Source organism: Trichococcus sp., assembly GCF_055118575.1.
In genome coordinates this window covers 1-24,052 of record NZ_JBSQPW010000045.1, presented here as the reverse complement: position 1 = coordinate 24,052, position 24,052 = coordinate 1, and the positions used below count along the sequence as shown (strand labels likewise).

General features: G+C 45.6%; 22 protein-coding genes. 2 read left to right on the top strand and 20 right to left on the bottom strand.

The window, feature by feature from the left end:
- Positions 1-158 precede the first annotated feature (158 nt).
- A complete protein-coding gene (locus ACTCCX_RS11385; protein ID WP_068560515.1) occupies positions 159-767 on the bottom strand; it encodes a superoxide dismutase in 609 nt (202 codons plus the stop codon).
- Positions 768-910: 143 nt separating this feature from the next.
- Here ACTCCX_RS11385 and ACTCCX_RS11380 point away from each other — a divergent pair, with 143 nt between their 5' ends.
- Positions 911-1,699: a DUF1189 family protein gene (locus ACTCCX_RS11380; protein WP_463276103.1), complete on the top strand. Its 789-nt coding sequence runs from the start codon at positions 911-913 to the stop codon at positions 1,697-1,699.
- 64 nt (positions 1,700-1,763) lie between these two features.
- Here ACTCCX_RS11380 and ACTCCX_RS11375 read toward each other — a convergent pair whose 3' ends face one another.
- Positions 1,764-3,080: a DEAD/DEAH box helicase gene (locus ACTCCX_RS11375; RefSeq protein ID WP_463276102.1), complete on the bottom strand. Its 1,317-nt coding sequence runs from the start codon at positions 3,078-3,080 to the stop codon at positions 1,764-1,766.
- 263 nt (positions 3,081-3,343) lie between these two features.
- Here ACTCCX_RS11375 and zwf point away from each other — a divergent pair, with 263 nt between their 5' ends.
- Complete coding sequence (zwf, locus tag ACTCCX_RS11370) at positions 3,344-4,864, top strand: glucose-6-phosphate dehydrogenase (RefSeq protein ID WP_463276101.1); 1,521 nt, start codon at positions 3,344-3,346, stop codon at positions 4,862-4,864.
- Between the two features lie 66 nt (positions 4,865-4,930).
- On the opposite strand, the gene ACTCCX_RS11365 is transcribed toward zwf, so the two are convergent.
- From ACTCCX_RS11365 to ACTCCX_RS11280, 18 genes are all read right to left on the bottom strand, one after another.
- Positions 4,931-5,893 (bottom strand): DHH family phosphoesterase, encoded by a 963-nt coding sequence (locus ACTCCX_RS11365; protein ID WP_463276100.1) that lies wholly within the window; start codon positions 5,891-5,893, stop codon positions 4,931-4,933.
- An 11-nt stretch (positions 5,894-5,904) separates the two neighbouring features.
- Positions 5,905-7,227, bottom strand: coding sequence for a DRTGG domain-containing protein (locus ACTCCX_RS11360; protein WP_463276099.1), 1,323 nt, complete (start codon positions 7,225-7,227; stop codon positions 5,905-5,907).
- 244 nt (positions 7,228-7,471) lie between these two features.
- Complete coding sequence (locus tag ACTCCX_RS11355) at positions 7,472-8,293, bottom strand: ZIP family metal transporter (protein ID WP_463276098.1); 822 nt, start codon at positions 8,291-8,293, stop codon at positions 7,472-7,474.
- A gap of 43 nt (positions 8,294-8,336) precedes the next feature.
- Positions 8,337-9,467: a DNA polymerase IV gene (dinB, locus tag ACTCCX_RS11350; protein ID WP_463276097.1), complete on the bottom strand. Its 1,131-nt coding sequence runs from the start codon at positions 9,465-9,467 to the stop codon at positions 8,337-8,339.
- Between the two features lie 28 nt (positions 9,468-9,495).
- A complete protein-coding gene (locus ACTCCX_RS11345; protein ID WP_463276096.1) occupies positions 9,496-10,137 on the bottom strand; it encodes a metal-dependent transcriptional regulator in 642 nt (213 codons plus the stop codon).
- 166 nt (positions 10,138-10,303) lie between these two features.
- Positions 10,304-12,907 carry a bifunctional acetaldehyde-CoA/alcohol dehydrogenase gene (gene adhE / locus ACTCCX_RS11340; protein ID WP_463276095.1) on the bottom strand — a complete coding sequence of 868 codons (2,604 nt, stop codon included), beginning with the start codon at positions 12,905-12,907 and terminating at the stop codon, positions 10,304-10,306.
- Between the two features lie 500 nt (positions 12,908-13,407).
- Positions 13,408-13,689: a post-transcriptional regulator gene (locus ACTCCX_RS11335; RefSeq protein ID WP_463276094.1), complete on the bottom strand. Its 282-nt coding sequence runs from the start codon at positions 13,687-13,689 to the stop codon at positions 13,408-13,410.
- Between the two features lie 34 nt (positions 13,690-13,723).
- Positions 13,724-14,071 (bottom strand): preprotein translocase subunit YajC, encoded by a 348-nt coding sequence (gene yajC, locus ACTCCX_RS11330; protein ID WP_463276093.1) that lies wholly within the window; start codon positions 14,069-14,071, stop codon positions 13,724-13,726.
- Between the two features lie 77 nt (positions 14,072-14,148).
- A complete protein-coding gene (tgt, locus tag ACTCCX_RS11325; RefSeq protein WP_463276092.1) occupies positions 14,149-15,294 on the bottom strand; it encodes a tRNA guanosine(34) transglycosylase Tgt in 1,146 nt (381 codons plus the stop codon).
- A 200-nt stretch (positions 15,295-15,494) separates the two neighbouring features.
- On the bottom strand, positions 15,495-16,250 hold the full coding sequence (locus tag ACTCCX_RS11320) for a sugar phosphate isomerase/epimerase family protein (RefSeq protein WP_463276091.1): 756 nt from the start codon (positions 16,248-16,250) through the stop codon (positions 15,495-15,497).
- Between the two features lie 21 nt (positions 16,251-16,271).
- Entirely contained in the window at positions 16,272-16,913 is a 642-nt protein-coding gene (locus ACTCCX_RS11315; protein WP_463276090.1) for a hypothetical protein, read from the bottom strand.
- On the bottom strand, positions 16,910-17,896 hold the full coding sequence (gene floA, locus ACTCCX_RS11310; RefSeq protein ID WP_463276089.1) for a flotillin-like protein FloA: 987 nt from the start codon (positions 17,894-17,896) through the stop codon (positions 16,910-16,912). The genes ACTCCX_RS11315 and floA overlap by 4 nt, the downstream gene beginning before the upstream one ends.
- On the bottom strand, positions 17,893-18,486 hold the full coding sequence (locus ACTCCX_RS11305) for an NfeD family protein (RefSeq protein ID WP_463276104.1): 594 nt from the start codon (positions 18,484-18,486) through the stop codon (positions 17,893-17,895). The genes floA and ACTCCX_RS11305 overlap by 4 nt, the downstream gene beginning before the upstream one ends.
- A 162-nt stretch (positions 18,487-18,648) precedes the next feature.
- Positions 18,649-21,270 (bottom strand): ATP-dependent chaperone ClpB, encoded by a 2,622-nt coding sequence (clpB, locus tag ACTCCX_RS11300; RefSeq protein ID WP_463276088.1) that lies wholly within the window; start codon positions 21,268-21,270, stop codon positions 18,649-18,651.
- A gap of 130 nt (positions 21,271-21,400) precedes the next feature.
- Positions 21,401-21,745 carry a metal-sulfur cluster assembly factor gene (locus tag ACTCCX_RS11295; protein WP_463276087.1) on the bottom strand — a complete coding sequence of 115 codons (345 nt, stop codon included), beginning with the start codon at positions 21,743-21,745 and terminating at the stop codon, positions 21,401-21,403.
- Positions 21,746-21,808: 63 nt separating this feature from the next.
- On the bottom strand, positions 21,809-22,567 hold the full coding sequence (locus ACTCCX_RS11290; protein WP_463276086.1) for a prolyl oligopeptidase family serine peptidase: 759 nt from the start codon (positions 22,565-22,567) through the stop codon (positions 21,809-21,811).
- A 31-nt stretch (positions 22,568-22,598) separates the two neighbouring features.
- On the bottom strand, positions 22,599-23,408 hold the full coding sequence (locus ACTCCX_RS11285; protein ID WP_463276085.1) for a Cof-type HAD-IIB family hydrolase: 810 nt from the start codon (positions 23,406-23,408) through the stop codon (positions 22,599-22,601).
- A 40-nt stretch (positions 23,409-23,448) separates the two neighbouring features.
- Positions 23,449-23,883 carry a hypothetical protein gene (locus ACTCCX_RS11280; RefSeq protein ID WP_463276084.1) on the bottom strand — a complete coding sequence of 145 codons (435 nt, stop codon included), beginning with the start codon at positions 23,881-23,883 and terminating at the stop codon, positions 23,449-23,451.
- Positions 23,884-24,052 lie beyond the last annotated feature (169 nt).

Sequence of the window (24,052 nt, the reverse complement as noted above, 5' to 3'; positions counted from 1 at the left end):
GCCATCATTTTAGGTGCATGAAACATTTTGCAAACGTGTGAAACACCTACGGTGAAGCACTTTTCAATCCGAAAAATTTTATACTTTCCTAGTATATAAAAAAAGGATTCAGAGCGGGTGCCCTGAATCCTTTAAGTGGATTACAATAACTTTGTTGCTTATTTTGCAGCCGCTAAACGACGGTTGACTTCATCCCAGTTCACAAGGTTCCAGAATGCTTTGATGTACTCTGGACGCACGTTTTTGTAGTTCAAGTAATAAGCATGTTCCCATACATCAAGGCCCAAAATCGGCGTTTTGCCTTCGCTGATCGGCGAATCTTGGTTTGGAGTGGAAGTGATTTCCAATTTACCGTCGGAAACTACGAGCCAAGCCCAGCCAGATCCGAAACGGCCTGCAGCAGCTGCAGAGAATTTTTCTTTCATGGCATCAAAGCTGCCGAATGCTTCTTCGATTCCATCCTTAACAGCTCCTGTAGGCTCTCCACCCGCGTTAGGTGCCAAAACTGTCCAGAATAAGCTATGGTTTGCATGTCCGCCGCCATTGTTTCTTACTGCTGTGCGGATGTCCTCCGGAATGCTGTTCAAATCAGCCAATAATTCCTCAATAGTTTTGTCTGCTAATTCAGGATGTTTCTCCAACGCTGCATTCGCGTTTGTGATGTAAGCGTTGTGGTGTTTCTCATGATGCAAATGCATCGTTTCCTCATCGATATATGGTGTCAAAGCGTCGTACGCATAAGGTAGTGCCGGTAATGTAAAAGCCATGTTCAATTCCTCCTAAAATTAGTTTAGTGATTTCTGACTGATTTCACTGTATCATCAATTGCTTACTTTATCAAAAATAATGCCTCGAAGCCGTAGCAATTTTTGATTGCTAAATGCATCCATTTTCGATAGACTGGATAAGTATGAAGCAGAAAGCGGTGATCACAATCTCAATCATCAGTTTAGTCAAAGATAGTTTTATGGATCCAAAACAATTACTGGGTGCCAGAACTTTAAAAAAAAGTTTTGCCTTTTTGGTCTTCTTTTTGCTCTCGCTTACCGTCAGCATCCCTCTGTTCCTGGATGGATACGCCACACTGCAAAAATTTTCGGCGGATGCGGGTTTGATAGCGGACAAAATACCCTCATTCACTATTTCGGACAGCACATTACAATTGGAGAACACAACTGCAAAAGGTTTCATTTACAAAACCGATACAGTCTTGTTGGCTTTCGACAGTCAGGAAGTTTACACGCGGAGAGAAATCGAAAAAGAAATGTCATCGCCTGATTTGATTTTGAGTCTTGTCTTTTCGAAGGACGCCTTCACTCTCTACGCTCAGGATGTCCCATTCAGGTTGCCATATGAGCAGGCAACGGACATCACAGATCAGTCGTTCCAAAAGTTGCTGCGCAATTTTTCCCGTGATCAGCTTTTTTCCGGTGTGATCATGCTTCTTTTCAGCCTGTTCATTTCTTCATTCAGTCTGCTGCTTACACTGTTGATAATCGCGCTGTTCGCCAATGTATTGGCAGGATTCATGCGGAAAAAGATCCCGTTCGGCGAAATGCTGAAAATGGCGTTGATAGCTTCAGTCGTTCCGGTACTTTTCTTCAGCCTGTTGAACGGGTTCGACATCTACCCGATGGTACAAGATGAAGCGACTGCGCTAATAGGTGTTTACTATTTATATAAATCCCTCAAAGATTAACCGAAAAAGAGGCTGCAGCACCTGATCTTCCGATCAGGCGTTGCGGCCTCTTTATTCCTTATTTTTACCCGTGGTTGCGGGTTTTGTTGGCTCTTCTTTTACGCTTCTGCTGGCTGGCGATATTTTCTTTCAACTTGCGTTTGTATCCAGGCTTCACTTGTTTCTTAGCCTTGTTGACCATTCCGCGGATGCGGTGATCGGGTTCCAATTGACTCGGAGCGTTTCTCATCTCACGGCGTTTTCTTTCGTAAGTTTCGACAAGTTGCTCTTTTTCGATAGTGACCGGTTTGAAAACAACACCATATTTTTCCAGTTCGTCAATGGCTTTTTCTTCACCTGGTGCGTATAAAGTGATCGCAGTTCCTTTTAGGTTGCTGCGCCCTGTTCTGCCCGTACGGTGCACGAAAAATTCCATGTCTTTCGGCAATTCATAGTTGATGACGTGCGAAACACCTTCGATGTCGATGCCGCGTGCTGCCAAATCGGTAGCCACCATGAATTGGTACTCCAGATTATGGACTCTCCTCATGATGCGTTTGCGCTCACGGGCAGGCACATCGCCATGCAGTACTGCTGGCTGAATGCCACGTTGTCTCAGTCCATCAGCAATTTCTTCGGCATTTTGTTTTGTATTGGCAAAAATCAATGCCAGATACGGCTCACCCATCGTCAACACTTGGTACAGCACGTCAATTTTTGCTTGTCCTTTAGTGGAGAGCAACAGATTGTCGATCGCCGGTGCAATGATATGTTCCGGTTTCAACTGGACAACAACAGGATTTTCAACATATTTCTTCAAGAAACCCTTCAGTTTTTCCGGAATCGTAGCGGAGAAAACCAGCATCTGCAGTTTCTCCGGCAAGCGGCCGGCAATCTGATCGACATCGTGCAGGAAGCCCAGGTCCAGCGTCATGTCCGCCTCGTCAATGACCATCTTGGTTGCCGTATGGATCTTCAGCGCCTGCTCATTGATCAGGTCAAGGATCCTGCCGGGAGTCCCGATGACGATGTGCGGTTGGTTATTGGTCAGTTTCGCCATTTGGCGTTTTTTGTCTGTGCCGCCTACGTAGCTGACGATACGGATTTCCTCGGGCGCGTTTGAGATCAGTTGACTGGCCGTTTGATACAGTTGTTCAGCCAGCTCACGGCTAGGTGAAGTGATGACAACTTGGACTTCATTTTTTGATGGATCGATGGCATCGATAAGGGGCAGCAAGAAGCTATGGCTTTTTCCTGTTCCTGTCTGAGATTGACCAATCACGCTCTTACCGGTTCGAATGATTGGGATAATTTGTTTTTGGATATCGGTCGGTTCTTTGAAATTCAATTTGCTGACTGCTTCCAGCAAAAATGGCTTCAATTGAAAGTCTTTAAATTCCACGTTTACACCTCTTGTTTTTCTTCTGCGTATTTTATGCCTTACCATTATAACACAAGTGCAAGGTTTAAACCTTAATTTCAAATAAGAATATGAAAATCGAAACCACAAATTTATTTTCAATATATTTATATACGTAGCGAAAGTTTACCCTCAAAGACACTGTTGATGTGAAAACGGACTCTTTCTTTCATTGCCAACAGTAAATGATAATAGTATAATGATATAATGAATAAAATCTAATCATAATAAAAGGGGGGCATGTAATGATTACCCAAAATACTGCTCTGTTCACTATTTTTGGAGCAACTGGTGATTTGGCTCACCGTAAACTGTATCCATCATTATTTCGCTTATACAAAAAAGGATTCATCAAAGATAATTTCGCCGTTATCGGAACAGCGAGACGAGACTGGACCGATGAACATTTCCGCAAAGTTGTCCTCGATTCCATCAAAGATTTGACCGAGGATAAGCAAGATGCCGTTTCTTTTGCGGAGCATTTCTATTATATCGCCCACAACGTCAACGACTCGGAACACTACGTCAAATTGAAGGACCTGTCTGAATCCCTGGATGCCAAGTATTCGCTGTCAGGAAACCGTATTTTCTATCTGGCGATGTCTCCTGAATTTTTCGGCATCATCGCCGAAAAACTGAAAGAGCAAAAATTGATCACAGAAAACGGATTCAACCGTTTGATCATCGAAAAACCTTTCGGGCGCGATTTTGAATCCGCAGATGCGCTGAACACAAAATTGCGCAAATCGTTCGATGAAAACCAAATCTTCCGTATCGATCATTATTTAGGCAAAGAAATGGTGCAGAACATCTCTGCCGTCCGATTCTCGAATATGATTTTCGAATCGCTATGGAACAATAAATACATCGATAATGTTCAGATCACCCTCTCCGAAACAGTCGGTGTGGAGGAACGCGGTGCATACTACGACAATAATGGCGCTTTGCGCGATATGGTCCAAAATCATATCCTCCAGATTGTTGCCTTATTGGTTATGGAACCGCCGCTGTCATTGCAAGGCGAAGATGTCCGTTCAGAGAAGATCAAGGCCCTTCGTTCCTTGCGTTTGTTCAATACCCCTGAAGAAGTCAACCGTAATTTTATCCGGGCACAATACGCCGGAAACACGGCAAAATCTTTGCGGGCCTATCGTGAGGAACCAAATGTCGATCCTGCTTCATCAACAGAAACCTTTGTGGCCGGCAAGATATTAGTGGACAACTTCCGCTGGAAAGGCGTTCCCTTCTACATTCGGACCGGTAAACAAATGGCTTCAAAAGAAACCTATATTCATATCCAATTCAAACATGTATCGATGAACATCTTCCCAACGGAAGGCGTCGAAGAGATTGCTGAACCGAATGTGCTGACTATCCATGTTTCACCATTGGAAGGCTTCTCTCTACGCCTGAACGCTAAACGGGTCGGCCAAGGAACTGAGATGAAAAATATTCGCATGCACCACATCTACGATGAGGAAACGCAGGCAAATAGCCCCGAAGCCTATGAACGACTGTTATTGGATTGCCTGAACGGCGATCCGACAAACTTCTCCCATTGGGATGAAGTCGCTCAATCTTGGCATTTCGTTGATCAAATCCGCAGAGTTTGGGATGCACAAGAAGATTGTACGGATACCCTTTTCGCGTACGAGAGCCATTCGATGGGACCAAAAGAAAGTGATGCTTTGCTCGAGAAGGACGGATTCAGCTGGACAGAATTCAATTGGAGCCAAAGCTACAAGCAAAAACAGGAAAATGAATAAAACTGAAGGCCGGACAAAAGCGAAACGACGCTTTTGTCCGGCCTTTTCCAGTTCAAATCTGCTTCATTAATGGGTATTCTGCCACTCAATCGCCAACTCTTCCAGCTCCAAAATGATGTCATTTATTTCCGATTCATCCTTTGCGTTCGCTCCGCTCGCAAGCGGATGACCGCCCCCTCCATGTCTTTTGGCGACTTCATTGATGATCGGACCTTTTGAACGCAATCTGCAGCGATAGGTACCATTCGTTTGCTCCACAAAAATACCCCAGCACAAAACGCCCTCTACGGTACCCGGCAATGGAACAACCGGTGCCGTATCGCTGTCGACAGCACCAAATTTCCCGAGAATTTCCTGGGAAAGAATGATGCTAGCAACACCGACATCATTTATCGTCAAACTCTGCAGGACGAATCCAGATAAATTGGCCGTTTTTAAAGAATTTGTGTTCATCATCTGGCTGATATCCGATGCGGAAAAATCAAACTGCATCAGTTTCGCGGCAATTTCCATTGTCACTGCCGTAGCCGCTGGATAGAGGAATCTGCCGGTATCACCGACGATGCCCGCATACAAAAGACGCGCCGCTGCATCGTTCATCGGCAGCTTATCTCCGGTTGAAAAGGATATTTTCGCAATGATTTCGCTGCTGCTGCTAGCTTGCGTCTCTACGAGGCAAATATCTCCGTACGGGTCTTCATTCGGATGGTGATCGATTTTGATCAAATAAGCCCCCTTGACAAAGCGCTTGTCGCTGACTCTCGGTTGATTCGCGGTATCCGTGACGATCACCAATGCACCTTCGTAGGCTTCATCGGAAACGCTGTCCATGCTGCCGAGATAGGAAAGGCTTTCTTCGTTTTCGCCGACAACAAAAACTTTTTTCTCAGGATAGGCTTGCCTGATCAAGCTTGCTAGTCCATTCTGAGAACCCAACGCATCCGGATCCGGACGCAAGTGCCTATGGATGATGATGGTTCCATATTCTTGAATCTTATTGACTATATCTGCATAAATCGGATTTCCCACGCGCTTACCTCCTAGGATTTTTCCATCAATTGGCAAATAACAATCGCTTTGCCAACCAGTGAATTTTCTAAATAGACCTCGACATCCAACTTGGATGATCTTCTGCCCAACTCCAACATTTTCGAGCGAATCTCGATGACACTGTCTATCTGTATCATCTTCAAATGATAGATATCCATCTGTTCGATCACTGCATTCCGTTTCTGTAGGGTGTACAAAATTTTCTTGGTCGTGCTCGCCAACACTTCGCTCAGTACACCGAACGACACCGTGCCCAGACTGTTCGTCATCTGTGGAGTGATCCTGAAACTATAGGAAGGCAAAGTATTCCCATCTTCAGGGCTGATCAAAGACAAGTTTTCGACGACCTGATCCTCAATCGTGTTGCCGACCTGCGGCTGTCGCTGCGCAAGCTGCATAGCCTTCATGACATCCTGACGCGAAATGATACCAAGCAGTTGCAGATTATCTTTCACAACAGGCATCACTTCCAAACCATCCCAGATCATGCGGTGCGCCACGCTTGCTACACTCATATGCGTTTTTGCGACTATCGGATCCCGTGTCATTACCCGTTCCAATGAAAGTCCATCCGCTTTTCCCAGGATGTCCTTCGCCGTTATGATTCCCACTAAACGCATATTATGATTGACGATCGGGAAACGGGAGTGCGTGCTTTCGGTATTGAGACTGCGATATTGGAAAACGGTATCATCCAAGGAGAGGAATTTTGTCTCATCAATTGGAGTGTAAATGTCCTCCACCAGCATAATTTCCTTTTTGATCAGTTGATCCGTCATGGCGCGATTGATCATTGTCGCAACGGTAAAGGTATCATACGTTGTGCGCAGTATCGGCATTTCGACTTGATCCGCCAAATGGACGATGCTCTCATCTGTATCGAAGCCCCCCGTGATCAGGACCGCGGCCCCCTTCGCCAAGGCGAATTCTTGAATATTGTTTCGGTTACCCACGATCATCAGCGAGCCCGGAGAAATATACCGCTCCATGGCTTCACGTTGCATAGCGCCGATGATGAATTTGCTCAAGGTCTTGTCCAGGCCCTTCTTGCCGCCCAAAATATCCCCATCGATAATTTTGCAGATCTGGCCAAAAGTCAGTGTTTCGATATTCTCTTTCGACTTGCGTTCGATCCGGATTGTGCCTACACGTTCAATGGTTGAAACCAGTCCGATATTCTCGGCATCCTTGATGGCACGGTAAGCTGTCCCTTCAGACATGTTCAAATTTTTTGCTATCGTACGGACGGAAAGTTTTTCCCCGACCGGCATCGTTTCGATGTATTGAATGATTTGCTCGTGTTTCGTTGCCATAGTGTACTCCCTTACTTTCTCTATAAATGCTTTCGTTCAGCTGTTTCAATCCATTCGCAGGATTGTCTGTGAAAAGAAATCCTCAAGCAGCTCTTCACCTTTCTCCGTGACAAAAAACTGTATTATTCAGTGTTTATCGTATCATGAAACAGTTTATTAGTACAACCTAAAAGCAAGCCAGATTTTTTTGTTTCACCTGCATGAAAAAGACCTTCCGGATAGAAGGTCTTTAATGGATTATTCATCATCCTAAAGCGACGTCAAGGATCATCATGACTGTGAAGCCGACCATCAATCCCATCGTGGCGATATCGCTATTGCCGTTCGTTTGCGATTCAGGGATCAGTTCCTCAACGACAACAAAAATCATGGCTCCAGCTGCGAATGCGAGAGCATACGGCAAAATCGCACTCATGGAAATTACTGCGGCTGCACCGATCACAGCCGCAATCGGTTCAACAATGGCAGACATTTGGCCGTAATTGAAAGCTCTCATCCTGCTGTTTCCGTCGGCTCGGATCGGCATGGACAAAGCTGATCCTTCGGGTATGTTCTGGATACCGATACCGATCGCCAATCCGATTGCGCTCAACAGCGTATTGTCCTGGGATATCCCTGCTGCGACCGCACCAAATCCGACCCCGACCGCTAGCCCTTCCGGAATGTTATGGATCGTGATGGCAAGGAACAGCAACAGGTTCCTTGAAGCCTGTGTCTGCGGACCTTCACGGTTTTCCATCGGTTCGCCCAAGTGCAGATGGGGTACTATTTTATCGGTCATGCGCAGGAACACGCCGCCCAACAAAAATCCGATCGAAGCTGGCACCCATGACCAGGCGCCATAGCCGTTCTGTTCGGCATGTGAAATGGATGGAGCCAACAACGACCAGAACGATGCAGCTATCATGACTCCGGCTGCGAAACCGCTCATGACGTCAAGAACTTTGCGGTTGACGGATTTGAAGAAAAATACAAATGAGGCACCTATGATGGTACAACCCCAGGTGAACAATCCCGCTATGAATGCTTGCATAACTGGATTTAGTTGACTGAACGACTCTAACATGATTTTTATCTCCCCTTTATAATGTAAGAATGAATGATTTCTGCTACAAATGTGTCGTATCCCATAAGGGCAACTGAATGTTTTCATAATGGATCGGATCCAGTTGGGTGATGGTAATCCCCAACAAACGCACATGCCGTTCTATCGTTCCATGATCCAACCAAAGTTCCCAAGCATGATGGAAAATATCCTCCGCTTGGGAAAAATGATCGATACGGGTTTTCCTTCTGGTTATGGTATCGAAATCGGCATAACGGATCTTCAACACAATCGACCGACCGTGCAGCTTATTGTTGTACAGTGCTTCTTGAACAGCAAGAGCGATTTGTTTCAGCTCCACTCTGACTTGTTCCTCTTCGGTCAGGAACTGGGTGAATGTATGTTCCTTGCCGATTGATTTCCTTTCCCTTTCAGGCTCTACGGCTCTGTTATCGATGCCTCTGACCCGTTGATAAAGGACATATCCGTGCTTGCCGAATTGTGAAATCAAATCACCTTGATCGAAAAGATACAGATCCTCTCCGGAATGGATGCCCAACAGCTTCATCTTTTCAACGGTCTTCTTGCCGACGCCATAAAACTTCTCGATAGGCAGTCCCCGTAAAAAGCCTGCTGCATCTATCGGTACGATTACAGTCATACCTGCCGGTTTCCGGAAGTCCGAGGCGATTTTTGCGATAAATTTATTGTAAGAAACCCCTGCCGAACAGGTCAAACCAGTTTCCTGCCAGATTTCTCTCTGGATTCTTCTGGCGATCAGTGTTGCACTGGAAAGATTCTGCTTATTCTTGGTTACATCCAGATAGGCTTCATCCAGCGACAAAGGTTCAATAAGATCGGTGTAGCGCGCGAATATCCCCCTGATCTGATGGGACACTGTCTTGTAATGGCTCATTCGCGGAGAGATGAAAATGGCTTCCGGGCAGAGTTCAAATGCCTTCTGCGCACTCATCGCTGAGTGGATGCCGAATTTTCTGGCGATGTAATTGGCCGTTGTCACAACGCCTTTGCGACCGGTCTCTCTCGGATGATTCGCGATGACGATCGGCTTGCCGCGATGTTCCGGATGGTCCCTTTCCTCGATTGAAGCGTAGAAAGCATCCATATCCACATGAATGATTTTCCTGCTTGTATCATTTTCGGGTTCCTTAAATGTTAAGATCCCAATTTGCATACTGTTCTCCTCGTTCTATTCTGATTCATTACACATAAATTTTGCTTGCTGCTTTGAAGCTGATTTGGTAGGACTGGTGATTTTGCGCCTCAAATGTGTATGGACCTTCGTATGGTTCCACATTGGTCAATAGATAGGGTACACTTAACTTTACATCCTTGTTGAGCAAATACGCCAGAAATTCCTGATCGTCATCAACCTCCCTGATGACGAAGCGGCTGCCGACTTCCAACTCTATCAAAGCTTTGCTCTCGTAAAGCTCGATCCGGCCGTCTTTGTCAGGTATCACACCACCATGCGGATCATATTTAGGAAAACCTAAATAAGCATCCAGACTATCGATCAAACGGTCCGAGGAAACATGTTCCAGCAGTTCCGCCTCTTCATGCACTTCATCCCAATTGAAATCCAATTTTTCCGAGAGAAACACTTCCCAAAGCCGGTGTTTCCGGATCAGCTTATTTGCGATCAATTGGCCCTGTTCGGTGATCTGCACACCTTGGTATGGGATGTGGCTGATCAGACCATCCTTTAGTAACTTGACGGACATTTCGGTTACAGAAGCGGCTGATACGGATAGGGCTTGCCCAATCTGCTTATTATTGACAAGCTGTTTGTCCCCACCCAACTCCATGATTACTTTCAGATAATCCTCTTTGTGCGGCGTCATGCGCTCCCTCCTTCTTTAGGTTTACCTAAACTATATTTTATATTATACTGCAAACTGATTTGAATGCAAGACTAAAACCTGCAATAGTCTGTCCGTTGGTGCATCAGAAATAATTTTTGGGCAGCAAAAAAGCCGGGAACGCGTCCCGGCTTTTCCTTATCTACTATTAACCTTTGTAGGCTGCGTAGATGATTTCTTTCAATTCTGAGATTAAAGGTTGTTTAGGGTTAGCTGTTGTACATTGGTCTTCGAATGCCAATTCAGCTAAGCGGTCTGCATCGCGTTCAAGCATTTCTTCAGTGATGCCTTGATCTTTGAAGTTCATCTTGATACCGATGTCTTGACCCAATTTAGTGATTTCAGTAGCCAAAGCTTCTACCAATTCTGCAGTCGTGTTGCCTTTTAAGCCTAGGTAACGAGCGATTTCAGCGTAGTCTTCGTCTGCACGGAAGTACTCGTATTTAGCCCACATTGCATGTTTTTGCGGATCGATCGCATTGTAGCGGACGATATGCGGTAACAGGATAGCGTTCGTACGGCCGTGGATCAAATCCCATTGACCGCCGATTTTGTGTGCGATCGAGTGGGAAATACCCAGGAACGCATTCGCAAAGGCCATACCAGCCATAGTGGAAGCATTGTGCATTTTTTCGCGTGATTCTTGGTCGCCGTAATTGTAAGAATTTCTCAAGTTTTCGAATACCAGTTTGATGGCTTGCAAGCTCAAGCCTTTAGTGTAGTCGTTTGCCAATACGGAAACAAAAGATTCAATGGCATGCGTCAATACGTCCATACCAGTATCTGCAGTTACAGATTTAGGAACACTGTATACGAATTGTGGATCCACGATAGCGATATCCGGAGTCAATGCGTAATCAGCCAATGGGTATTTGATGTGTGTTTCGCTGTCTGTGATAACCGCGAATGGCGTTACTTCCGAACCAGTACCTGATGTAGTCGGGATGCAGACAAGTTTCGATTTTTCCATATCCTTGATCTTGTAAGTACGTTTGCGGATATCCAAGAATTTTTGTTTAGCGCCGAAGAAGTCGCTTTCTGGGTGCTCATAGAACAACCACATTGCTTTGGCAGCATCCATAGGAGAACCCCCGCCGATTGCGATGATTGTATCCGGTTGGAAGTCGCGCATTTTTTCAGTACCACGGTTTACAGTGTTTGTTGTCGGGTTAGGTTCAACATCCGAGAAGATTTCGTAAGATACTTTGTTGTTGCGTTGTTTCAATTGTTCGATGACTACATCCACATAACCGAATTTGACCATGCCGTCGTCGCAGACGATGAAGACTCTTTCGACATCTTTCATGTCACGTAAGTATCTAACTGAATTTTCTTCGAAGTAAACCTTCTCTGGCAATTTAATCCACTGCATATTATTTCTCCTTTTAGCAACAGTTTTCACGTTCAATAAATCTAATGCAGAAACGTTATGAGAAACTGAGTTTCTACCGTAAGATCCGCAACCCAAAGTTAATGAAGCGATATTATTGTTGTACAAGTCACCGATACCAGCTTGAGAAGATGGAGAGTTGATAAGAACGCGGCAAGCTTTCATTTCTTTTCCGAATCGCTCAATCAAATCATTGCGGCGAGTATGCAGTGAAGCCGAGTGACCCAAGCCACCCAAGTCAAGCATTTGCTTGCATAATTGGATACCGTGCTCAGTGCTGTCTGATTTCATCATAGCCAATACTGGAGATAATTTTTCTCTTGACATTGGGTATTCTGCTCCTACGCCTGGTAATTCCGCAATCAGCAATTTAGTGTTTGCAGGTACGTTCAATCCAGCCATTTCAGCAATTTTACGAGCGTGCATGCCGACCACATTCGGTCTCACGCCAGTTTTTGCATCATTCATCACGACGTCTTCCAATTGTTGGATTTCTTCAGGTTTAGCGAAGTATACATTGTGCAGTTGGAATTCTTTTTTGACCTCATCATAGATTTCGCTGTCGACGATTGCGGCTTGTTCTGAAGCACAGATCATACCGTTGTCGAATGTTTTTGAAACGATGATGTCATTTACAGCACGTTTGATGTTTGCTGATTTTTCGATGTAAGCCGGAACGTTACCAGGTCCAACGCCTAATGCTGGTTTACCTGTAGAATAAGCTGCTTTAACCATTGCAGCTCCACCAGTAGCCAATACGACAGCAACTTCTGGATGGTTGATCAACTCAGCTGTTTTTTCCATTGATACGCCTTCTACCCATTGGATACAGTCAGCCGGTGCGCCTGCTTTGATGGCAGCATCATAAACAACTTGTGCAGTTGCAGCTGAACATTTTTCTGCGCTTGGGTGGAACGAGAAGATGATTGGGTTTCTTGTTTTCATACAGATCATCGCTTTGAAGATCGTTGTCGAAGTTGGATTGGTTGTTGGGATGATACCGGCAACCACGCCTACAGGAGCGGCAACTTTCATGATTTGATCAACTTTATTATCTTCGATGATTCCGACTGTTTTATTTTTTCTGATTGAATGCCAAATGTTTTCAGCGGCATACATATTTTTGATACATTTATCTTCATAAACGCCACGGCCTGTTTCTTCAACAGCCATTTTTGCAAGTGGCATATGTTGCTCCATTGCAGCTAATGCCATTTCGTGGACGATGTGGTCGACTTGTTCTTGGGTATAATCTTCAAACAGAGTCAAAGCTTTTTGGGCTTTCGCAGTGTAGTTGCTGATTTCTTCTTTTGCAGTCATCATGGGTTTTTGCTCCTCTAAAACTACTTTTTCTTTACTCATGTGAGATCCTCCTAAAATATATGTTATCCTTTTCACATGCTTATTATATTTCATGCAATTTCGTTTGTAAAGCGGATAAATGTGATTCTTTTCACGTATTTCTGAAACGGTCTATGTAAGCGTCTTCACTGGGTTTTTTTGCCTCTATCGATTTTCACAAATAGTTTACAGAAACATTCAGTTTCTCAACCTTTATCTTGTGAAATTATTATCATTGTTCGGGATGCGCATCAAATAAAATTTTTTTGAAATAATTTTTGCCCTGAAAATAAACATGGTCATTTAGAGTCCCACTCCAATGAATTTATGCATGATATAGCTTACCAAACCGAATAAATCCGCTTACTAATAATCGGTTTTCCTTTAATTACTTTACAAATCCGAAAATTTAGGCGACAAAATTATTTATCCTAATTTAAAGGGCTATGATCGTCCCACCTTGATGCTGACAGAAAAAAAGCACAATACCCTGAAGTATTGCACTTTTTGCGTAAAATGTTTTACAGGAATTCATCAAAATTGATTTCATCCAATGAAGAAACTTTATAGACCTGCGCTTCCAAAGCTACGAAGTCGAAGTAGTGGTTTACCGTCGTCTTCATGATATCACGGATCTGTTGGTAATAATGCGGAGGGACGGTATGCTTCCAGGAAAATTCCTTGAAATAACGATAGATATCGTCAACTTGGATATTTTCGTAGCCCATTTGATTGAATTCAGTTGCTTTCAATTTGAACCAAGGCTGTAATTGATTATATTGTTTCTCAGATATATTCGGCAATCGCCGTCCCTCCTTCCCGGTGAATCAGATCGTTTTACTCTTCGCTCTTGTCTTCATGTGTTTGCTCTGTTTCAGTCGCTGTGAAATCTTCGACAATCGCATCGTCAGTTGTGATTGTGGCAACCTTTGAAATACGTGAAATAGCGCGTTTTTCGAAAGTCAGAAAGATGCCTTCACAATCCAATACGACTGTGTTATCGGCAGAATTAATCTCTTCGACAATTCCGTGCAAGCCGCCGATGGTGACCACTTGATCTCCTGGTTTGATTTGACTCAGCATATCTTGGGTTTTTTGCGCTTGTTTCTTTTGTGGTCTGATCAGGATGAAATACATTACACCGAACAACACCCCATAAAAGGCAATCATGATTACTGTATCCATACATTTTCCTCCATCTGTGGATTATTTTTATCTATCATCCACTTTACCAAACTTTAAGTTAGACTACCACCCAAAACCTAAAACTTCTTAGGATTTTCAACGTTGAAGCCGTATTCTTCCACGAATGCCTCTCTGAATTCCAACAGATTGTCATCCATGATGGCTTGGCGCACATTGTTCATCAAATTTATCAAGAAGTGAAGATTATGATACGTTGTCAAGCGCAAGCCAAATGTTTCATCGGCTTTGAACAAGTGACGAATGTACGCACGTGTATAGTTTTTACAGGTGTAGCATTCGCATTTTTCATCCAATGGACGGAAATCCCGTTCATATTTCGCATTCTTGATGACTAAACGGCCGCTGCTTGTCATACAAGTGCCGTTGCGTGCTATACGGGTAGGCAATACGCAGTCAAACATGTCGATTCCGCGGATAACGCCGTCGATCAAGGAATCCGGCGCACCTACTCCCATCAGATACCTTGGTTTGTTCTCGGGCATGACCGGCGCCAGATAATCAAGCACTCCGTTCATCTCTTGCTTCGTTTCGCCGACCGACAGTCCGCCTATCGAATAACCTGGAAAATCCAGGGAAATCAGTTCTTTAGCGCTCTGCAGCCTTAGATCCTTGTAGCCGGCACCTTGGATGATCCCGAACAAGCCTTGTTGATTGGGCTTCTTGTGGGCTTCAAGGCCACGCTCTGCCCATCTGGTCGTTCTCTCCACAGATGCTTTGATATACTCATAGCTTTCGCTGTAAGGAGGGCATTCATCAAAACTCATGATGATGTCGGCACCCAATTGATTTTCGATATGGATCGCTTTTTCTGGTGACAGAAACATTTTAGAACCGTTCAGATGATTCCGGAAATGCACACCAGCTTCGGTGATTTGTCTGTTCTCGCTTAAGGAGAAGACCTGGAAGCCGCCTGAATCGGTCAAGATTCCCCTATCCCAATTCATGAATTTATGCAGGCCTCCTGCCTCTTCAACTAAATCGGAACCCGGTCTGAGCCAAAGGTGATAGGTGTTGCTCAGGATGATCTGGGAGCCCATTGCCTTCAATTCTTCGGGAGACATCGTCTTCACAGTGGCCAAAGTGCCTACCGGCATGAACATGGGTGTCTGAAAAGTGCCGTGGGGGGTGATGATTTCTCCCAAGCGTGCACCTGTGTGTTTTTCTTTTTTGATAAGGCGATAACGAATCGCTGGTTCAGTCAATGTATTCACTTCTTTCTTATAGATATCCGGCAATCAGTATACCACAGTCGCACACTATTTTCTTGTGTTCGCTGGAAATTAGATAAATCTGTCCTATTGCGCTCTTCGATGCTCAGTCGGACAGATTTCCTAAATTTCTTTCAGGGCTGAACGAACCCGTTCAGCTTTTCTTGTTTGTAAGGTTAAAAGGAATAGTCCGGTCACCAAGATCGGATCTTTTTGTAATCAGCGCTGATGATTTTTGTTACTTCGTCGCCGATGCCGCATGGGTATTCGATGCTGGCGGGGACAGAGTCCGGGAACAACGACAAAAGCTGGCGCATATCCACTAACCCGGATTCCAGACCGGATAAAACAATCCCTTCGTCCGTTTCGGCAACGTTCTTGATATGGATATAGGTCACGGCTTCGCGCATTTCCTTAGCCGCATCGAAAGGATCGGTATCGATATAGACGAAATTACCCGTGTCAAAAGTCAGTCCGATGTCCAAAGAGGCTTTTCGGGCTTCAGCAATAAATGCCATCAGGACGGCCGGGCTGCCCTTCTCGGAGGTTTGGTCATTTTCGATCGTCAAATGAATGGCATAAGCCTTCAACAACGCCCGTAATTCTTCCGCCAACTGGGCTGTGAATCCTCGAAATTCCCCTAACGTCAATTTCAACTGGACCGCGCTCAAGAGGGAGGCTTCCTCAAAATAGCTGCTCAGTTGATCATTCAACGCACCTGCCTCAAACAGTTCAGCCGGGACGGAATAGTACACCTTCAAGCCTGAACTGGAAGCAAGAGCCGCTATTTCCTTCATTTCCGTTTTTCCCGATAAGATGTACTCTCTTCTGACTTCCACGATCGGGAAGCCCATTTCTTTGATTTCCTTCAACAATTCTTTTTGTTCCACTTTATTGTCCGCATTTCTGTGCATATACGCTAAAGTATTCAAGCCAATTTCTCTGGGCATCCATCTGTCTCCTTCAATTTCCTATTTGTTGTCAAAGTCCGGTCTATCCAGTATTTCTTTGGCAATGACAGCTCTCATCAATGCTTTTTGATTACCGGTAATTTTTTTCTTGTTCCGGATGGTGGACTTTTCCATTCGTTTGGCAGTCTTCAATTCTTTTTTATCATCAGAAAAGACGGTGAAGTCATCAGCTAACCCAACCCCAGTCTCCATTTCAAAGTCCGGAACCAACTGGCCGTCGTCTGTTTCATCCGTCAGTTCCATGCCATTTTGGCCGGTGCCTGTTATCGGTGGGTTCGCTCGCAACAGCAATGGCCATAGATTTTCGCGACTGACGAATCGCAGGATTTCGCTCCGCCAATTCCTGTCGGTCAAGATCCGGCTGATTTCCCTCAGGTATTTTTCGGGCACACGCTCCTGGAAAAAGCCATAGACTTGTTCAGGTTTCATTGCTGACAGTTTTTTGATCAGTCGATTCGCATTTTCACTTCCGGTGCCACCCAACGACTGACGAACCATCTGTTGCAGGGCTGTTGCTTGGGATGTACCCGCCCGAAGCCTGACATTTTCCGATAGTCGATTTATTCTTTTGACTATCGAAATGAGTACCGAAAGAAAGATTACAAGAAATAGGAGCGGAAAAAGCAAGTCTAGGCTAATCATTCCGGATCGCTTCTATCTTCCGGAAACTCCGAGATGCTGCTCCTCATTTCGGTATCCGCTATGATATTTTTCATTTTGTAATAATCCATCACCCCAATATTGCCATTGCGCAGTGCTTCTGCCATCGCCAATGGAACCTGCGCTTCGGACTCAACCACTTTCGCCCGCATCCTTTGCACCTCAGCAATCATTTCTTGTTCTTCAGCCACCGCAAAAGCCCGCCGTTCCTCCGCTTTCGCTTGTGCAACCCGCTTATCAGCCTCTGCTTGTTCCGCTTGCAGCTTTGCACCTACGTTACGGCCGACATCAACATCAGCGATATCGATGGACAGTATCTCAAAGGCAGTACCCGAATCCAGCCCCTTTTTCAGGATTGTTTGGGAGATGGAGTCCGGATTTTCCAGAACGGAAGTGTGCATAACAGCAGAGCCGACAGTTGTGACGATCCCCTCTCCGACACGAGCGATGATCGTTTCTTCGCCTGCGCCGCCGACCAAACGTTCAATATTAGCACGTACCGTTACTTTTGCTTTGGCCTTTACTTCAATCCCGTTCATGGCGACACCCGCGATGATCGGTGTTTCGATGACTTTTGGGTTAACGCTCATCTTGACGGCTTCCAACACGTTACGACCGGCCAAATCGATGGCTGCGGCTTTTTCAAAACCCAGATCGATGTTGGCGCGTTGCGCTGCAATCAGCGCATCGATAACCATATTCACATCTCCGCCTGCAAGATGATGCGCCTCCAATTCATTTATATCAATTATCAGCCCCGCTTTGGTGGCTTTTATCATCGGCTGCACAATCATGGAAGGGACAACCCGTCGCAACCGCATACCAACAAGATTAGAAATTTTGACTTTCACTCCCGAAAAGTAGGCTGTGATCCACAGACCAACCGGAACAAAGCGGAAAAACAAAGATAAAACCAGCACGACAAACAATGCAATAAAGATGAGTCCTATCAATCCTTCTGTCATTCTCCATCCAACTCCTTAACTGTAATTTTGACCCCTTCAACCTGGATAACCCGGATCTGTTTCCCTTCTGATATGATTTTCCCGTCACTGACTACATCAAGCACCACACCGTCGATAGTGACTTTCCCGGCTGGCCTTAGCGTTGTCGTGGCAGTGCCGATCATTCCCAAAAATGCGGAATAGTCTTGGCTGGACGAATAGCCGCGCTCGCGATTCAGGGAAGTATCCAAAATCAATTTGCTGCGGTCCGGCAAGAATTTATAGCCTTTTTTCAACAGCACCGAGGTCGCTATCCCTGAAATGATGATCGCCAAGCTGACATCCAGCACGCTTTCCAAAATACGTTCATTGTTCAAAAATAAGCCGGCAGCCACCATCAGGAAGCCCGCGATCCCCACCAGCCCAAAATCGGGTATGAACAATTCAACCACCAACAACATAATCCCGAACAGGAACAGCAGCAAAGTCAACCAGTTCCCGCTCCCGAAATACAAGAAATACAGCAAAAAACTCAAGATGGCCGCACCTCCGAAGACATAATACCTCGAAGTGAACAGCATAAAAACCAGACACAGAAATCCTATGACCAAAAACAGCAAAATGAACGCCTCCTTCTGCTTTGTCCCGATAAAAACAACAAACGGTCATACGCATAAAGAATAAGAAAATTTATACTATCATTTTACCGCACATACAGAAATAACAAAAGGAAATCCCTTTCAGGACTTCCCTCTGTATACTGACTTGTCAAATTATTGTTGAAATTCTTCAAGATCGACAGTCCGAAAACCGACATGATCCCCCACCAAAGCCACCGTCACCGCCTGATTTTCATGGATATCACCCTTTATGATTGCGCGCGCCAAGGGATTCTCGATTTCAGCTGAAATGAATCTTCTGAGCGGCCGCGCTCCGTAAATCGGATCGTAAGCATTATCCGCTATCCAGGCTGCGACCTCATCAGAAACGGAAAGTTGGATCTGTTTGTCCACCAGTCGGCTGGATAGCTCGTTGACCATTTTTACGATGATTTTTTTGATATCTTCTTTGCTTAATGGCGTAAAGAGGATAGTGTCATCGATTCTGTTCAAAAATTCAGGCTTAAACGACCCTTTCAATACCTTCATGACCGCATCAGACACATTCTCCGGGATGGTGCCATCGGGTTGGACGCCTTCCAGCAGGAGTTGTGATCCGATGTTGCTTGTCATGATCAGGACGGTATTCTTGAAATCGATCACGCGTCCCTTCGAATCGGTCAAGCGTCCATCATCCAACACTTGCAACAAAATATTGAAGACATCCGGGTGCGCCTTCTCGATTTCATCCAAGAGAATGATCGTATATGGACTTCGGCGGACCGCTTCCGTCAATTGGCCGCCTTCTTCGTAGCCCACATATCCCGGTGGTGCCCCGATGAGGCGGGAAACCGAAAATTTTTCCATGTATTCGCTCATATCGAGCCGGACCATATGCTCATCGGAGTCAAACAAATTTTCCGCTAACGCTTTAGCCAATTCCGTTTTCCCGACCCCAGTAGGACCTAGAAACAGGAAGGACCCGATAGGCCGATTGGGCGATTGCAGGCCAGCGCGCGAACGCAGAACGGCATGCGTGACGCTCTCCACCGCTTCTTCTTGGCCGATGACCCGCTTATGCAACGTTTCCTCCAACTTCAGGAGTTTGTCCCTCTCACCCTCAACCAACTTCGTAACCGGAATACCGGTCATTCTCCCCACCACTGTTGCGATTTCGTTTTCAGTGACCGATTCCTGGACAAGATTGCCTGCTTTGTCTCTCCGGGCAGCATTCTCCTGCTCGAGAGCAGCCAAATCCTTTTCCATCTGCGGGATGCTGCCATGACGCAAAACCGCCGCCCGTTCCAGGTCGTAATTAGCCTCCGCATCCTCCAATTGTCTGCGCGCTTCCTCCAAATCCTCGCGTTTTGCCCGCAGCTTTTCGACTTCTTCCTTTTCGTTGCCCCATTTCATGCGCAACTCGTTTGATTCTTCACGCAGATCAGCCAACTCGACTTGCAGAGCTGTCAATCTTTTCTTGCTCAATTCGTCGGATTCCTTCTTCAGGGCTGCCTCCTCAATTTCGAGTTGCATCAGTTTGCGGCTCACCTGATCCAATTCGGTGGGCATCGAATTCATTTCCACTTTTATGTTCGCGCATGCCTCATCGACAAGGTCGATTGCCTTATCCGGCAAGTACCTGTCGGTGATGTAGCGATCTGACAAGGTGGCTGCCGCAACGAGCGCATTGTCATGAATATTGACACTATGATGGATTTCATAGCGTTCCTTCAATCCCCTCAAGATGCTGATCGTGTCGGCGACTGTCGGTTCTTTCACCAACACCTTCTGGAATCTCCGTTCCAGCGCTTTATCCTTCTCCAGATTTTGGCGATATTCATCCAAAGTGGTCGCTCCGATGCAGTGCAATTCGCCTCTCGCCAACATAGGTTTCAGCAGATTACCGGCGTCCATGCTTCCTTCAGTCTTCCCTGCCCCAACGATTGTATGAATCTCATCAATGAAAAGGATGATGCGGCCGTCGCTCTTCTTTACTTCCTTCAAAACGGCTTTCAGTCGTTCCTCAAATTCTCCGCGGTACTTGGCTCCCGCAATCAACGAGCCCATGTCCAAAGAAAAGATCGTTTTGTCCTTCAGGTTATCTGGCACGTCTTTTTTCACGATCCGCTGGGCTAACCCTTCCACGATAGCGGTCTTGCCGACACCCGGTTCTCCTATCAGGATCGGATTATTTTTGGTTTTGCGCGACAAAATGCGGATAACATCCCTGATTTCTTCGTCCCGGCCGATGACCGGATCTTGTTTTCCGCTCCTTACCGCTTGCACGAGATCTATGCCATACTTTTCCAAAGCTTCGTACTGATCTTCTTGATTTTGCGAAGTCACGCGTTCTCCCCCTCTCATTTCCTTGATCCTTTCGGCAAGCGTTTTTTCCGTCAGACCTTGTTTTTCCAGGAACTTCGTCAAAGGATGGTTCTTCAGTTTCATCAAGCTCAAAAGCGCCGTATCCGTTGAAATGAAATCATCCTTTAACTCTGACCTCATGCGATCCGCTTCCACAAAAAGGTTGTATAGATTCTGACTGAACGTTTGACCATACTGGACGGAAGAGCCTTCAATGACCACTGCTTTATCCAGTTCCTCGTCAACGGCCGATTCAAACGCATCGATCGCAACCCCTGAATCGCTATAAAAATTACGCGCAAAACTATCCGGCTGCAGAAATATTTTCCACAGATGGGCGACATCGATGGTCTGGTGCTTGCGCACCATAGCGATACGTTGCGCTTCTGCGATTGCCTGCTGTAGGACCGTCGTCATTTTTTCCATTTCCATACTAGAACCTCCTCAAAAATCCACTGTTGTCATACCTTATAAGACAAGTATACGACTATGGTCAAAATTGGTCAAATGATAACCCGAAAAAAAAGAGCAGCAAAGGCGATTTCCTTTACTGCTCTTCTCGTCATCGGATTCCCAACGCGATGCGTGCATAGCGGGACATTCTGTCCGTCGTCCAGGCAGGATACCACACCAATTTCACTTGCGTTTCGGTCACTTCAGGCACATCTTTCAAAGCACGATGAATTTCATCAGTGATGACATCCGCCAATGGGCAGCCCATCGTAGTGAGCGTCATTTTGATCAGGCAGAATCCATCCTGTTCCAATTCCACTTCATAAATCAAACCTAAGTTGACGATATCTATTCCCAATTCCGGATCTATCACTTGCTCAAGCGCCGCTAAGACGCGTTCTTTTATGCTTTCCAATTCTTCTTGCGAATATTGGGGATTTGTCTCTTCAGTCATTGCAAGCACCTCTATCTTTCTGGATTAATTAGATGATAACAGTTTGTGCATAGAAATTCAATGCTAATGTACCTTCCCCAGAAAGGCTGCCATTTCCTCAAAAATAGTGTAAGGTACCCGATGTCCTGCACCTTCCGTAGACCGGAAACAGATATTGTCCGCATAGGCTTCCCCGCTGATGGAGCTGACGAAGCGAGCCATCTGTTCATATGGAACGCTTTCGTCGGCGGTCCCGTGCCAGATGTAGAACGGCGTGTCCATCAGCGACTCCGGATGGTCTTTGAGGCTCAGGCTTTCGAAAGGCGCCATCAAGGCTTCCACTTTTTCATCATCAATCGGCGGCAAGCCCTCCACCCACCGGGACTTTAATGCCCAATGGGACAACCCAATCGGATCCGGACTGCCCATCAGGCAGGCTGCCGAATGGATCCAGGGATATTGCGTCAAGGCGATGCAGGTCGTGATGCCTCCCATCGAAAGGCCAGTGACCGAAACATGTTCTCTTATTGCTAATCCCGCTTCGATATAGGCTTCCACAAGATCTGGAAGTTCCTTTATGTTCTGCAGGACCACCTTCCAGAACTCTGCTGCCGGCTCGCCTGCGTAGGCTTCATGTTTGCGTTCTCCATGCCGATACGCATCCGGTATGACAACCCGCATGCCGTTGTTGGCTAATGCATAGCCTGGCTCCAGACCGCGCTCCTTTTGGTTCGTGATGCCATGATAAAATAAAGCGAGTGGTGTGCGCTCATTTTTCTTATCTTCTTCGACGATTTCCAGAATCGGTATGTTGTTTATGATTTTTCTTTCAATTGAAATCACGTTTATCCCTCTTTTTAGCTCAGATCGGCTACTATAGGCAAAAATATTTTTCCAGATAGATCGCCAGGCCATCCTCATGATTCGAATGTGTCGTCACATCGTCTGCAATATTCTTTAAGGCCGCGATGCCGTTCTGCATGACGACACCGTGTCCGGCAAAGCGGATCATTTCCATATCGTTATCCTCGTCACCGAAAGCAAGGATATCTTCCCGCTTGATTCCGTAGTTATTCGCGACCACTTCCACGCCAAGCGCTTTTTGGACGCCTGCGGATACGATCTCAAGGCAGGGCATCGTGCCGCCCCACGTCCGGATTTCGATGGAATTCCCGTAACGCGCCAAAATCCGGTCACGGATGGCTTGCAAATTCCTTTCATCCGAAAACACATTCATGGACGTAGGGTTTTCCGACAGTGTCTCTTTCGAAGTGATTTGTGTCGCCAGCAAATTTTTCGGGAAATATTCGTTTGATGGCAACGTTGCGGTTGATGCGAAAAGTGTCTCCTTACCTTCCACACAGATAAAATCGATTCCCAACTCTTCACGTTGTTCGATCAGATCCATCGCAAAATCTTTATTGAGTGTCTTATGGTAGTAATTGCTCCAGTTGCTGTCGGTCGGTTTGTGGCATAACGCACCGTTGAAGTTCACCAACGGCGTAGTCAGCCTGAGTGTCTCATAAAATTCTTTGCTGTTTCTGTATGGACGGCCGGTTGCGATCATTACCAGATGATTCTCTTTTTGCAACTTTGCCAGTACATTTTTGGTCCGATCGCTCAACAACGACTGATTGTTGAGTGTGGTTCCATCCAAATCCAAAGCGATTAATTTTTGTTTCATATTTCCTCCTGCGGTCTCCGCCTGGAATCAGCACGATGGCTTATTCGCTTCCGAGCGACGGAAATTTGCTTTTTAATTCTGCTGTCATGACCTTTGCGATATTCGATCCGATCACAAGCATATCATATAGTGGTTTGACATCAGTTGTAGAACGGCCCAAAAGTCGAAGGAAAATCTCCCCATCGCCTGCCAGGCAAAGTGTATAGTAAAACGTCTTGGTTTGGTTCAATTCATTGATAAATTCCAATAGATTTGTTTTATCAGCATAATTATTCAGGTAAGCCAGTTTCCTGTAACTGATCTGAAAATCACTTTCAGCCTCATCTTTAGCGATGACTACACCGAACGGCAAAGCGTGTTCCTTATCAAGATTGAATTTCCCTTGATACAAAAACTGACCATTCTGGATAGGATGGCTTTTCAGTGGCATGCCTTTTTCTTGAAATTTTTGATCAAGCGCTGCTAATATCGTCAAAACTATCACTCTTTTCATATATGGTGTTTCAAGTATAGCACATTTCACCCAAGAAATGTGCTCATCACGGTATATAAGAAATGCTGAACGGGTTCGTTCAGCCCTGAAAGAAATTTAGGAAATCTGTCCGACTGAGCATCGAAGAGCGCAATAGGACAGATTTATCTAA

Excerpts from the sequence above, each read along its gene's own strand:
- adhE (WP_463276095.1), bottom strand. The coding sequence starts at position 12,907 with ATGAGTAAAGAAAAAGTAGTTTTAGAGGAGCAAAAACCCATGATGACT.
- ACTCCX_RS11320 (WP_463276091.1), bottom strand. The coding sequence starts at position 16,250 with ATGCCCAGAGAAATTGGCTTGAATACTTTAGCGTATATGCACAGAAAT.
- ACTCCX_RS11295 (WP_463276087.1), bottom strand. The coding sequence starts at position 21,745 with ATGACTGAAGAGACAAATCCCCAATATTCGCAAGAAGAATTGGAAAGC.
- ACTCCX_RS11345 (WP_463276096.1), bottom strand. The coding sequence starts at position 10,137 with ATGACGCCGCACAAAGAGGATTATCTGAAAGTAATCATGGAGTTGGGT.
- ACTCCX_RS11355 (WP_463276098.1), bottom strand. The coding sequence starts at position 8,293 with ATGTTAGAGTCGTTCAGTCAACTAAATCCAGTTATGCAAGCATTCATA.
- yajC (WP_463276093.1), bottom strand. The coding sequence starts at position 14,071 with ATGGATACAGTAATCATGATTGCCTTTTATGGGGTGTTGTTCGGTGTA.
- ACTCCX_RS11285 (WP_463276085.1), bottom strand. The coding sequence starts at position 23,408 with ATGAAACAAAAATTAATCGCTTTGGATTTGGATGGAACCACACTCAAC.
- clpB (WP_463276088.1), bottom strand. The coding sequence starts at position 21,270 with ATGGAAATGGAAAAAATGACGACGGTCCTACAGCAGGCAATCGCAGAA.
- ACTCCX_RS11315 (WP_463276090.1), bottom strand. The coding sequence starts at position 16,913 with ATGATTAGCCTAGACTTGCTTTTTCCGCTCCTATTTCTTGTAATCTTT.
- zwf (WP_463276101.1), top strand. The coding sequence starts at position 3,344 with ATGATTACCCAAAATACTGCTCTGTTCACTATTTTTGGAGCAACTGGT.
- floA (WP_463276089.1), bottom strand. The coding sequence starts at position 17,896 with ATGACAGAAGGATTGATAGGACTCATCTTTATTGCATTGTTTGTCGTG.
- ACTCCX_RS11360 (WP_463276099.1), bottom strand. The coding sequence starts at position 7,227 with ATGGCAACGAAACACGAGCAAATCATTCAATACATCGAAACGATGCCG.
- ACTCCX_RS11380 (WP_463276103.1), top strand. The coding sequence starts at position 911 with ATGAAGCAGAAAGCGGTGATCACAATCTCAATCATCAGTTTAGTCAAA.
- ACTCCX_RS11385 (WP_068560515.1), bottom strand. The coding sequence starts at position 767 with ATGGCTTTTACATTACCGGCACTACCTTATGCGTACGACGCTTTGACA.
- dinB (WP_463276097.1), bottom strand. The coding sequence starts at position 9,467 with ATGCAAATTGGGATCTTAACATTTAAGGAACCCGAAAATGATACAAGC.